11 protein-coding genes are annotated in these 12,562 nt (G+C 57.3%); 6 read left to right on the top strand and 5 right to left on the bottom strand.

The features are described from left to right. Positions 1-768 (top strand): C1 family peptidase, encoded by a 768-nt coding sequence (locus POR16_RS12945; protein WP_005892564.1) that lies wholly within the window; start codon positions 1-3, stop codon positions 766-768. A 10-nt stretch (positions 769-778) separates the two neighbouring features. Here POR16_RS12945 and POR16_RS12950 read toward each other — a convergent pair whose 3' ends face one another. Further along, positions 779-1,975, bottom strand: a complete 1,197-nt coding sequence (locus POR16_RS12950; protein ID WP_005892562.1) for a XylR family transcriptional regulator — start codon at positions 1,973-1,975, stop codon at positions 779-781. A 168-nt stretch (positions 1,976-2,143) separates the two neighbouring features. On the opposite strand from POR16_RS12950, the gene xylA reads away from it, so the two are divergent. From xylA to POR16_RS12970, 4 genes are all read left to right on the top strand, one after another. Beyond that, on the top strand, positions 2,144-3,460 hold the full coding sequence (xylA, locus tag POR16_RS12955) for a xylose isomerase (protein WP_053932663.1): 1,317 nt from the start codon (positions 2,144-2,146) through the stop codon (positions 3,458-3,460). Between the two features lie 139 nt (positions 3,461-3,599). Continuing rightward, a complete protein-coding gene (gene xylF, locus POR16_RS12960; RefSeq protein ID WP_054997349.1) occupies positions 3,600-4,601 on the top strand; it encodes a D-xylose ABC transporter substrate-binding protein in 1,002 nt (333 codons plus the stop codon). Positions 4,602-4,708: 107 nt separating this feature from the next. Beyond that, entirely contained in the window at positions 4,709-6,274 is a 1,566-nt protein-coding gene (xylG, locus tag POR16_RS12965) for a D-xylose ABC transporter ATP-binding protein (protein WP_005892550.1), read from the top strand. After that, positions 6,275-7,411 carry a sugar ABC transporter permease gene (locus POR16_RS12970; RefSeq protein WP_005892547.1) on the top strand — a complete coding sequence of 379 codons (1,137 nt, stop codon included), beginning with the start codon at positions 6,275-6,277 and terminating at the stop codon, positions 7,409-7,411. A gap of 86 nt (positions 7,412-7,497) precedes the next feature. Here POR16_RS12970 and deoC read toward each other — a convergent pair whose 3' ends face one another. Next, positions 7,498-8,181, bottom strand: a complete 684-nt coding sequence (gene deoC / locus POR16_RS12975) for a deoxyribose-phosphate aldolase (protein WP_005892545.1) — start codon at positions 8,179-8,181, stop codon at positions 7,498-7,500. Positions 8,182-8,295: 114 nt separating this feature from the next. Between deoC and deoR the strand changes: the two genes are divergently transcribed. Continuing rightward, positions 8,296-9,066, top strand: coding sequence for a DNA-binding transcriptional repressor DeoR (gene deoR / locus POR16_RS12980; protein ID WP_005892543.1), 771 nt, complete (start codon positions 8,296-8,298; stop codon positions 9,064-9,066). A 5-nt stretch (positions 9,067-9,071) separates the two neighbouring features. Here deoR and POR16_RS12985 read toward each other — a convergent pair whose 3' ends face one another. Genes POR16_RS12985 through rbsK form a run of 3 tightly spaced genes read right to left on the bottom strand, consistent with a single transcriptional unit; the run spans position 9,072 to position 12,452 of the window. After that, positions 9,072-10,148 carry an aldose 1-epimerase family protein gene (locus POR16_RS12985; protein WP_122381161.1) on the bottom strand — a complete coding sequence of 359 codons (1,077 nt, stop codon included), beginning with the start codon at positions 10,146-10,148 and terminating at the stop codon, positions 9,072-9,074. Then, positions 10,145-11,476 carry an L-fucose:H+ symporter permease gene (gene fucP / locus POR16_RS12990; RefSeq protein ID WP_005892538.1) on the bottom strand — a complete coding sequence of 444 codons (1,332 nt, stop codon included), beginning with the start codon at positions 11,474-11,476 and terminating at the stop codon, positions 10,145-10,147. Before fucP ends, POR16_RS12985 begins: the two co-directional genes overlap by 4 nt. Before the next feature lie 55 nt (positions 11,477-11,531). Then, the gene (rbsK, locus tag POR16_RS12995) at positions 11,532-12,452 is read right to left on the bottom strand and encodes a ribokinase (RefSeq protein ID WP_005892536.1); all 921 of its coding nucleotides are present in this window, start codon (positions 12,450-12,452) and stop codon (positions 11,532-11,534) included. Positions 12,453-12,562: the final 110 nt, after the last annotated feature.

Consider the following 12,562-nt stretch of genomic DNA (forward strand, 5'->3'; position numbering starts at 1 on the left):
ATGACTTACACCGTAAAGCAATATGGCTGGATTCGCGACCTGCCGGATCATCGCGACCATTTGTATGCCGCGCCCGTGGCTGCGTTGACAACACTTCCGCGCTCGATTGACCTGAGAAAGCATTGCCCTCCCGTTTACGATCAGGGACAACTCGGCAGCTGCACAGCGAATGGAATTGCAGCCGCCATTCAGTTTGACCGTATGAAGCAGAAACTGAAACCGGCGTTCATACCGTCGCGTTTATTTATCTACTACAACGAACGCGTCATTGAACACAGCGTGAGTTCAGACAGCGGCGCGATGATCCGGGATGGAATAAAAGCGGTTGCGACCCTGGGTGACTGTCCCGAGAAGGAGTGGCCTTACGATATCGCCAAGTTCGCGGTAAAGCCGCCGCCCGCCTGTTACAAGGACGCCAAAAAGTATAAAGCCGTGTCCTACCAGAAAGTTGCGCAACACCTTAATCAGATGAAGGGCTGCCTGGCGTCCGGCTATCCATTCGTAATCGGGTTCAGCGTGTACGAAAGCTTTGAAAAAAAGAAAGTCGCCGAGACAGGGCATGCACCCATGCCCGCACACGATGAAAAAATGCTCGGTGGTCATTGTGTTCTGGTAGTGGGTTACGACGATGCACACCAGCGCTTCCTGCTACGTAACTCCTGGGGCGTCTCCTGGGGCATGGAAGGATATTTCACCATGCCGTACGGCTACCTTATGGACCCGAATCTGTCCTCGGACTTCTGGACGATACGGATCATCGCCGACTAGTCGTTGCAGCTCAGTTGACCAAGGCAGCGTTATCGCTGCCGCCCTGCTGATATTCTCGCGGCGTACAGCCAAACTCGCGACGAAATACCGTATGCAGGTACTGCGCTGACTTGAAGCCGCAATTACGGGCAATCTCTGCAATCGCCGAATCGGTTTTTTCAAGCCCGCTGGCGGCGGCGGCCAGTTTGAAGCGCAGAATTTCGTCATGCACGCTGCAACCCCTCACCTTGCGAAAGTGCGACTCCAGCGATGAGCGCGACACGCCTACATAGGCAGCCACCTGCGCTGTCTTGATGCCTTGGCATGCGTATTGACGTATGAACAACAGCGCCTGCATCACGTAGGGATTGCCTAGCGGTTGATGCAGGCTTGAGGCCTGCACATTGATCGCCTCCGGGGGTATCAGAATTTGCGTTCCGGTGGCAGGCATACCGTGCAGCATCTGGTGGAGCAAGCGCGCGGCGGTTCTCCCCATGGTCTCGGTGCCTTGAATCACCGAGCTCAACGGCACCCGAGTCAGGGTCCGGGTCAGTGGATCGTTGTCGATGCCGATCAAGGCCACTTGCTCGGGCACGGCAATCCCGGCCGTCAGGCACGCCTGCAGCAATTGCCGCGCACGAGCGTCGGTCACAGCGATGATCCCAATGGGTTTCGGCAGGCTTTGCAGCCAGGCAATCTGCTGTTCCACGGCACTGTCCCAGAGCGGCGCGCTGGTGCCCATGCCGCGATAGACCTCTGCATGCAGACCGTCGCGCTGCAACAATCGGCGAAATGCTTTTTCTCGCTCCTGTGCCCAGCGGTTGGCCTGCGCCTCAGGCAGGCTGAAGCAGGCAAAACGGGTGAGCCCGGCCTCGATCAAGTGTTCGTAGGCGGCCTTGATCAGCGCGTGGTTATCGGTAGCGACATAAGGAATGCCCTTCGGGTAAGCACGCTCATCCTGATAGGAACCGCCGACCGCCACCACCGGCAACCTGATCCCGGCCAGCGCTTCGCCGATCAGCGGATCGTCGAAGTCAGCAATGATCCCGTCGCCCTGCCAGCGCTCGATGCCTTTCAGGCGACACAGAAAGTCTTCCTCTAGAAACAAGTCCCAGGACACGCGGGTGCTGCTGAGGTAATTGCCAATGCCACTGATAATGCCGCGGTCATAGATCTTGCTGCCGTTGAACAACAGCGCGATGCGGTGAACAGGAGGTACGGTTTTCATTGTTTTTATGCCGATACGGGAAGCGCGATGCGTGTCGATAGACTAGGCGCGTGACAGGCGAATCTCAATACTCAAAATCGCACTCCATGTTGATGATTTTCATAATCAGCAACCCTGAGGCCGTTGCTAGTATCGAGGCATCGCCAAGAACAATAAGGAACATCGCCCATGCCGTACTTCCCCACTGTCGACAAGGTTATCTACGAAGGCCCGAACAGCGACTCGCCCCTTGCCTTTCGCCACTACGACGCCGATAAACTGGTCCTCGGCAAACCCATGCGTGAGCACCTGAGGATGTCTGCGTGTTACTGGCACACGTTTGTCTGGCCGGGGGCTGACATGTTCGGCGTCGGCACGTTCAAGCGCCCGTGGCAGCGCACCGGTGACCCAATGGAACTGGCGATCGGCAAGGCAGAAGCTGCGTTCGAGTTCTTCTCCAAACTAGGCATCGACTACTACAGTTTTCATGACACCGATGTGGCCCCGGAGGGCCAGTCGATCAAGGAATACCGCAATAACTTCGCACAGATGGTCGATCACCTGGAGCGACATCAGGAGCAAACCGGCCTCAAGCTGCTGTGGGGCACCGCCAATTGCTTCAGCAACCCGCGCTTTGCCGCCGGTGCCGCCAGCAACCCGGACCCGGAAGTGTTCGCCTATGCTGCCGCGCAGGTGTTCAGTGCCATGAACGCAACCCTGCGCCTCAAAGGCGCCAACTATGTGCTGTGGGGCGGTCGCGAGGGTTACGAAACCCTGCTTAATACCGACTTGAAACATGAACGCGAACAACTCGGACGCTTTATGCGCATGGTGGTCGAGCACAAGCACAAGATCGGTTTCAAAGGCGATCTGCTGATCGAACCCAAGCCTCAGGAACCTACCAAACATCAATACGATTACGACAGCGCCACGGTTTTTGGTTTCCTGCAGCAGTACGGCCTGGAGAACGAGATCAAGGTCAACATCGAAGCCAACCATGCAACACTGGCCGGGCACAGTTTTCATCACGAGATTGCCACGGCCGTATCGCTGGGCATATTCGGCAGCATCGACGCCAACCGTGGCGACCCGCAGAACGGCTGGGACACGGACCAGTTCCCGAACAGCGTCGAAGAGATGACACTCGCGACCTATGAAATTCTCAAAGCCGGTGGTTTTACCAACGGTGGCTACAATTTCGATTCCAAGGTGCGCCGCCAGAGCCTGGAAGAAATCGACCTGTTCCACGGCCACGTTGCAGCTATGGACGTGCTGGCACTGGCCCTGGAACGCGCAGCCGCGATGGTGCAAAACGACAAGCTCCAGGTTTTCAAGGATCAACGCTACGCGGGCTGGCAGCAGCCGTTCGGCCAGTCAGTGCTGGCGGGCGAGTTCAGCCTTGCCTCACTGGCCGAGCGTGCGTTTGCCCACGAACTGAACCCGCAGGCGGTCAGCGGGCGGCAGGAATGGCTGGAAGGAGTGGTCAACCGGTTTATCTATACCTGAAGGTTTCGAAAACGGGCGCTGCAGTGACACTCTCGCGACAAATCAGTCCCCCAAGCGCCCGACAACGTTCTACAGTTCCACCGGCATTACGCTGCCGGTCATGAAGTGTCTTTCAAACAACAATAAAAGGACGCACCCTATGAACACCCTGAAACGTACGTTGCTCGCCAGCGCTCTGGCGCTGCTGTCGCTGCCGGTCATGGCCGACGCCGCCCACCCGAAAATCGGTTTTTCCATTGATGACCTGCGTCTGGAACGCTGGTCACGAGATCGTGATTACTTCGTTGCTGCGGCGGAAAAGCTGAACGCCAAAGTCTTCGTCCAGTCAGCCGATGCCAACGAGCAAAAGCAGATTTCGCAGATCGAAAACCTTATTTCCCGAGGCGTCGACGTGATCGTCATTGTGCCGTTCAACGCCACGGTGCTGACCAACGCTGTTGCCGAAGCCAAAAAGGCCGGGATCAAGGTCGTGTCCTATGACCGGCTGATCCTCAACGCCGACATCGACGCCTACATCTCCTTCGATAACAAAAAAGTCGGCGAAATGCAGGCCAAAGGCGTGCTCAACGCTGCACCCAAGGGCAACTACTTTCTGCTCGGCGGCGCGCCTACCGATAACAACGCAAAAATCCTGCGTGAAGGTCAGATGAAGGTGTTGCAGCCAGCCATCGACAAGGGCGATATCAAGATTGTCGGGCAGCAGTGGGTCAAGGAATGGAGCCCCACCGAAGCATTGAGCATTGTGGAGAACGCGCTGACCCGTAATGGCAACAAGATCGATGGCATCGTCGCCTCCAACGACGCCACCGCTGGCGGCGCCATTCAGGCACTGGCCGCCCAGAAACTGGCAGGCAAAGTGCCTATTTCGGGCCAAGACGCCGATCTGGCAGCGGTCAAGCGGGTCATCGACGGCACTCAGACCATGACTGTCTACAAGCCTCTGAAGCTGATCGCTACCGAAGCCGCGAAACTCTCGGTGCAACTGGCGCGCAATGAAAAAACCACCTTCAGCTCGCAATATGACAACGGCAGCAAAAAAGTCGACACCATCCTGCTCACACCAACGGAGCTGACCAAGAACAACATCGACCTGTTGGAAAAGGACGGGTTCTACACCAAGGCGCAGATGGGCAAAGAGTGAACTGTCGAGCGTCGACACGTCGATAGAGCCTGAGCCGGCCCTGCGCAACCAGATTGCGCAGGGTCGTCCCCAAGCCCGTCCTGCTGCCTGCGTATGAGCCCTGAGCCATGTCCGACTACCTGCTACAAATGAAAGGCATCGTCAAAACATTTGGCGGCGTCAAAGCCCTGAATGGCATCGATATCACGGTCAGGCCCGGCGAATGCGTCGGCCTGTGTGGCGAGAACGGCGCTGGCAAATCCACCTTGATGAAGGTCCTTTCGGCGGTTTATCCCTATGGCACCTGGGAAGGCGAGATCCTCTGGGACGGTCAACCACTCAAGGCCCAGTCCATCAGCGAAACCGAAGCTGCCGGGATCGTCATCATTCACCAGGAACTGACCCTGGTCCCCGACCTGTCGGTGGCCGAAAACATTTTCATGGGCCACGAACTGACCCTGCCTGGCGGGCGCATGAATTACCCCGCAATGATTCACCGTGCCGAAGCTCTGATGCGCGAGCTAAAGGTGCCGGACATGAACGTGGCGCTGCCGGTCTCGCAATACGGCGGCGGCTATCAGCAGTTGGTGGAAATCGCCAAGGCACTGAACAAACAGGCACGGCTGCTGATACTCGATGAACCCTCCTCGGCCCTGACCCGCTCGGAGATCGAGGTGTTGCTGGATATCATTCGTGACCTGAAAGCAAAGGGCGTTGCCTGTGTCTACATCTCACACAAGCTCGATGAGGTAGCAGCCGTGTGTGACACCATTTCGGTGATTCGCGACGGCAAACACATCGCGACCACCGCCATGGCGGTAATGGATATTCCGAAGATCATCACGCAGATGGTCGGACGGGAAATGAGCAATCTGTACCCGACCGAACCGCATGAGGTCGGCGAGGTATTTTTCGAAGCGCGGCATATCACTTGTCATGACGTCGACAACCCCAAACGCAAGCGGGTTGACGATGTCTCGTTTGTCCTCAGGCGCGGGGAAATTCTCGGTATCGCCGGTCTGGTGGGTGCCGGGCGTACGGAACTGGTCTCGGCATTGTTCGGTGCCTATGCAGGGCGCTACAGCGGCGAGGTGTGGCTGGATGGTCAGCCCATCGACACGCGTACGCCGCGCAAATCGATCCGCGCCGGGCTGTGCATGGTTCCAGAAGATCGCAAGCGCCAGGGCATCATCCCCGACATGGGCGTCGGTCAGAACATCACCCTCGCCGTTCTCGACAACTACTCGAAGATGACGCGCATCGATGCCGAAGCCGAACTGGGCAGCATCGACCGGGAAATTTCGCGCATGCACCTCAAGACGGCCAGCCCGTTTCTACCGATCACCAGCCTGTCCGGTGGCAATCAGCAAAAAGCTGTACTGGCCAAGATGCTCCTGACCAAACCCCGGGTACTGATTCTCGATGAGCCCACCCGGGGCGTCGATGTGGGCGCCAAATACGAAATCTACAAACTGATGGGCGCGCTGGCCGCCGAGGGTGTGTCGATCATCATGGTTTCGTCGGAGCTGGCCGAGGTGCTGGGTGTTTCCGACCGCGTACTGGTGATCGGCGAAGGCCGGCTGCGCGGCGACTTCATCAACCAGGGTCTGACTCAGGAACAGGTGCTGGCCGCTGCACTCAGCCATCCCGACGACCTTGGCAACCCTAATGACAACGACCGGAAGACCGCGTAGATGAATCAGGTCAAACAGTTCTTTGCCCGCTACAAAATGCTCGCGCTGGTGATTTCCATCGTCGTGATCTGGCTGTTTTTCAGCTGGCACACAGAGGGCGGGTTTCTGACCCCGCGCAACCTCTCCAACCTGCTGCGACAGATGTCCATCACCGGCATTCTGGCCTGTGGCATGGTGATGGTCATTATCAGCGGCGAAATCGACCTGTCGGTGGGTTCGATGCTCGGCCTGCTCGGTGGCCTGGCGGCGATTCTCGATGTGGTCTATCACGTGCCGCTGTTGGCGAACCTGAGCGTGGTTGCCCTGTGTGGCCTGATGATCGGCCTGGCCAATGGCTACATGACCGCCTACCTGCGCATTCCGTCCTTTATTGTCGGGCTTGGCGGCATGCTGGCTTTTCGCGGCATTTTGCTGGGGATTACCGGCGGAACCACGATTGCACCGGTTTCGCCGTCGCTGGTGTATGTGGGTCAGGGGTATTTGCCTCACGCAGCAGGCACCGGCCTGGGCCTGTTGCTGATGGCCCTGACGTTGTTCCTCACTTGGAAACAACGACGCAACAGAGCGCTGCACGGGCTGGCGCCACATTCGATAATTCGTGACGGATTGCGCGTAGTGTTGATTGGTGCGGTACTGGCCGGGTTTGTATATATCCTCAACAGCTACGACGGGATTCCGGTTCCGGTGTTGTTACTACTGGTTCTGCTCGGCGTGTTCAGCTACGTCACCAGCCAGACGGTATTCGGACGACGCGTCTACGCGGTCGGCAGCAACATGGAGGCCACTCGGCTGTCCGGCATCAACGTACAGGCAATAAAACTGTGGATCTTCGGCATCATGGGCGTCATGTGCGCCCTCGCCGGCCTGGTCAATACAGCACGCCTGGCCGCTGGCTCCCCTTCGGCTGGCAACATGGGCGAACTCGATGCCATTGCCGCGTGCTTCATCGGTGGAACCTCCATGCGTGGCGGCTCCGGGACCGTTTATGGTGCCCTGCTCGGCGCGCTGGTAATTACCAGTCTGGACAACGGCATGTCGATGCTCGACGTCGACAGCTACTGGCAGATGATCGTCAAGGGCGGCATTCTGGTGCTGGCAGTGTGGGTAGATGTGAGCACGCGCGCCGGGCGGCGGTGATCCCTGAATACCTGGCAAGGATTGCAGATGAGCAAAAGCCACTCATAGAGTGGCTTTTTGTTTGAACGCCTGCGCTGGCAGCGACCTCAATAACCCGATGCATCAGCGGACTTGCCGCTGACAATGCTCACGCCGGAACTCGTGCCCAGGCGCGTTGCTCCAGCCTCGATCATGGCCAGCGCCGTTTCATAATCACGCACACCGCCCGAGGCCTTGACGCCGATATCGGCACCTACGACGCTGCGCATCAACGCTACATCTTCGACGGTTGCGCCGCTGCGGCTGAACCCGGTGGAGGTTTTTACAAAAGCCACGCCCAGTTCGCGGCAGATATGACACGCGAGAGTCTTCTGCGCATCGTCCAGCAGGCAGGTCTCGAGAATCACTTTGAGTGGTACCGGCCCACAAGCCTCTTGCACAGCAGCAATATCGTCGCGCACGGTGTCCGTCAGCCCGTCTCGCAGCGCACCGATATTAAGGACCATGTCGATTTCACCTGCGCCCGCTGCAATTGCCTGGCGGGCCTCAAAGGCTTTACTCTCGCTGATTCCAGCGCCTAGCGGGAACCCGACCACCGCGCAGACCTTGACGGCCTGGCCTGCCAATAGTTGTGCGGCAAAGGCCACCTGACCAGAATTCACACACACGGAATAAAAGCCATGTTGCTGCGCTTCGGCACACAGCGTGGCCACTTGTTGACGAGAGGCGTCGGGGGCCAGCAAGGTATGATCAATAAATCTGGCGAGTGCTGAAGGTGTTAATGGGCTCATGAGATTCAGTCCTGATAATGAGTCATGGGGGGAGCCGCGGTTAAGAAGCCACGCACTCAACATGTTAGAATAATAGCAATAAATGTTTAAATCACAACACGAACAGCCAATGGAATGCCCGTGGAAAGCAAACAATCAGAACGCATCAAGCTGATCCAGCAAGCCCTGCAGCATCAGAAAGCGATCCATTTACGCGAGATGGCCGAGTTGCTCGACGTCTCTGAAATGACCTTGCGTCGCGACCTGAATCGCTATCCGGAAAAATTGCACTTGTTGGGCGGACACATCACCCTCGCCTTCGAACCCGCCGACGCCTCCGATTACAAGGTGACCGAACAAGGCGCGCGGCACGTCGAGGAGAAGCGCCGCATCGGCAAACTCGCAGCGAAGTTCATCAGCCGTGGAGACACAGTGTTCTTCGATTGCGGCACCACGGTGCCGTATGTGATCGACTTCATCCCCGATGAGATGGAGTTCACAGCGGTGTGTAACTCGCTGAACGTTCTGCTCAAGCTGCAGCAAAAGCCCAACTGCAACATTGTGCTGTGTGGCGGAATCTTCCATCGCAAGAACCAAGTGTTCGACCATGCAGGTGAGCACAGCATTCTCGACAATGTGCGCCTGACCTGGGCGTTTCTGTCGGCCGCAGGTGTCAGCGAAACCTTCGGCGTCACGTGTTTCAACTTCAACGAAGTCGAGGTCAAGCAAAAGGTTCTTCGCCAGACCCAGCACAGCGTGCTGCTTGCCGATCACAGCAAGTTCGACGTCGTGCGCACCGCCCATTTCGCCACGCTCAACGAATTCAACGTGGTGATTTCCGACAAGAAACTTCCCAAGTCCTACCGCGAATTGATTGCCAAAAACGGGGCGCGTTGTGTGGTGTGAGGCATTCACCGGCTCTCCCATTCCTGGCGGAGCAAATGCCGTTCTTCAGCGGACACATACCCGGTGGTGACGCTGAACGCGGTACTTTGCCCGCCGCCCAATAAGCGCACATTGCCTTTGGCTTTTTCCGCCTGATAGCCTTCCGGCTCACAGGTGGCAGGCAACACAAATGCAGCCACTTGCTGATCGGCATTGTGCAAAACCCAGCGCGCGGCATGGGAAAACTGCTCGGGTGAATAGCGCGTGTAAAACGCGGCGCCTGAAGGGTGGTCGAGCAGAAAATGTGCATTCCCTGCAGTATCTACAGGCACATCGTCGAAGAAGCAGACGATCTCGGGGTCATAAAGAGCCGGCGCATCCAGCCGGCTCAAGCCAGCAGGGTCTTCACTCAGTTGCGCAATATAGGCTGACCACTCCGGTGTGGGTTTCACATGAGCGGGCACAGTCTGGCGTACCCGTGTGCTGGCACGCCCAAGCGGCTCGACCAGAAGCGCTTCAGGCACATAGGCGTAATTCATGTGCGCCATGTACATCAGCTCCATCGCGCTAACCGCCAGGTTAGTGACCTGCATGCCTATGTCGAAAACACCAGAGTCGGCGCGCAAAGTGACCGAGGGCGCAGCCAGGTAATGGTCGCCAAACCCTTGCACGTATTCATATTCCCCTTTGAGCCGCAGGTAAGGCCCAGCGGCGTCTTCACCCACTTCTAGCCACGCGAGGTCCATCGGCGCGCAGGGCATTTCACCGTGCAACGGATGGTCATCATCCGGTCCGGGACAACCGTTGCGCAACAGTCCGGAATGGAACATGAAGCAACCATAGGTGCCGATAATAGTGGGGCTCGGACGAGGCTGGCTGAACATGTTACGCATGGTCAAATCGCAACCATCGAAGATCGCCGACCAGATCATTTGGCCCTGATAGGGCAATACGACCAACCGTCCGCGAGCGTTCTCCAGCGCCAGCGCCTTCACCCCACTGGGATAGGCCCAGGCCACTACCTTGAAGTCAGCGGATTGCGCCAGCGTCTTCTCGCTCATGGTGAACTGTTCAGGCGTCAGGGCTATGGTGAGGTTTTTCATGACGCCACCACTGCATCAGCACCGGCCTGGGTGGTCCGATTATGGCGCATGCACGAATAGGCATAAGCGACAATCACCACAAAGCACAGCAAGGGCACGATATACGCCAGCTGCATGTTGCCATGAGTGGCGTCGGACAAAAGGCCCTGGAAAACCGGCATGACGCCCCCACCCACGATACTCATCACCAACAGCGAGCCGCCGACACCGGTGTCCTCACCAAGCCCGTCGATTGTGAGGCCATAAATGGTCGGCCAGCAGGGTCCAAGGAAGATGCTGACGCCCACTGCGGCATATACGGCGCTGATGTTAGGCACAAGAATGGTGTAAGCCAGCAGCACAATTGCCAGCACTCCGTAAATCATCAAGACCTTGGCCGGGTGATATTTGCGCATCATCAGATTGGCAATCATCTTGCCGATGAAATAGGTGGCAAATGTGGTCAACAGGAACCAGGAGGCGCTACGCTCGTTCATTCCGCCCATCTGCATCGCCAGGCGGATGGTAAAGCTCCACACGCCTACCTGCGCACCGACGTAGAGGAACTGCGCCAGTACCCCGAAGGTGAAACGCGAGTTACGCGACAACCGAGAAAGGCTCTGAAGAAGACCATGCTTTTTTTCACGACTTTCGGTATTGCCACGGCAGGCAGGAAAGCGGGTAATGAGGATCAGGATGAATATCAGCACCAGGACGGCGATCATCCATTTGTAAGGCAACAGCGTCGATTGAATCATTTCCAGTTGCTGGGCCGCCGCTTCCGAAGCGCTCATCTGGGTGAGTTGTTCGCGGGTTGCATCACTGTCCTTGAACATGACGAAACTGCCGACATACACGCCTGTCATGGCACCAAACGGGTGAAACGTCTGAGAAATGTTCAAGCGACGCGTACCGGTTTCACGGGGCCCCATCAACGTTGAATAGGTGTTGCAGGCAGTTTCCAGAAAGGACAGGCCGCACGCGATGACGAACAGCGCCATCAGGAACATACCGTACGTGGCAGTCGAGGCAGCCGGAAAGAACAGCGCACAACCCAGCATGTAAAACACCAAGCCAATCAGAATCGTGCTTTTGTAACCGAAACGCCGTACAGCCATCGCCGCCGGAATCGCCACGAAAAAGTAGCCCAGATAAAACGCCGACTGCACGAACGCTGTCTGAAAGTCGCTAAGCAAGAACGCTTTTTTGAAGTGAGCAATCAGCACGTCATTCATGCTCGCAGCCGCCGCCCACAAGGCGAAAATACTGCACAGCAACAGAAACGCGAACCAGGGTGTGCGGTTGAGGTAAAAACCATCGGGAGTCTGTTGGAGCGGGACTTTTGTCATTGTTATTCTCCGTGAGCAAAAGAATGCGTCAGCGACGCAAGGCATCAACCGTGGATCAGAAACTTTCAACGAATCGCGCGAAAGTGGCAGCGTCGGGATAAGAGCTCTGCGTACCCAGCGCGGTCACCGAGCATGCGGAATAAGCCACCGCCTGCGTGATTGCCGCGCGCATGTCAACGTCTTTGGTCCAATAGTGAGCGAAGCAGCCAATGAACGCGTCGCCGGCGCCGCACGTATCTCGCGCAACGACTTCGCGCCCCGGCACATGGAACTCGCCCTCCTCGCCAACGTACAGCGCGCCATGCTCACCCAGGGTAACGATGACATGACGGATGCCTTGCGTAGCGAGTTCACGTGCAGCAATCAGCGCGCTCTCTGGGCCGCCGACGGACTTGCCGGTAATCAGCGCGAGTTCACTTTCATTGGGAATAAAAAAGTCCAGTTGCGCCAGGTGATCGCGGCTCAGCCCTGCCAACGCAGGAGCAGGGTTGAGCAACACTTCGATACCATGGCGCTTGGCAAATTTGATGGCGTAGTAGACAGTCGCCAGATCGATTTCCAGTTGGAGCACGATAAGGCGGCATTCGATCAGTGCTGCCTCGGCGTGGTCTATGTCCGCGGGCTTCAAGTGCGCATTGGCACCTTTGACGATAAGGATGCTGTTATGCGAATCACTGCTCACGAAAATTGGAGCAACACCGCTGGGTACACCGGCCACGCGTGTGACGTAGCGAGTGTCTATGCCATGGCGCTTGAAATTGCCGAGCGTGTTATCGGCGAACATGTCATCGCCGACCTTGGTCAGCATCAGCACAGACGTGCCGAGCCTGGCAGCGGCTACCGCCTGGTTGGCGCCCTTGCCACCACAGCCCATTGCAAAGCCCGGCGCCTCGAGGGTCTCGCCCTGCAGAGGCATTCGGTCGATGTAGGTGATCAAATCCACCATGTTGCTGCCGATGACCGCAATCTTGTTCATGAATATCGTCACCTTGTATACGCCGTGGCAAGCTCTGCGGCGTTATTATTTTTGTTATTTAAATAACATTCGGTGTGATTATTCAACCTTTTTTTAATGATGGCGCGCGG

This window comes from Pseudomonas coronafaciens pv. oryzae str. 1_6, from assembly GCF_000156995.2.
Classification (GTDB): Bacteria; Pseudomonadota; Gammaproteobacteria; order Pseudomonadales; family Pseudomonadaceae; genus Aquipseudomonas; species Aquipseudomonas tremae.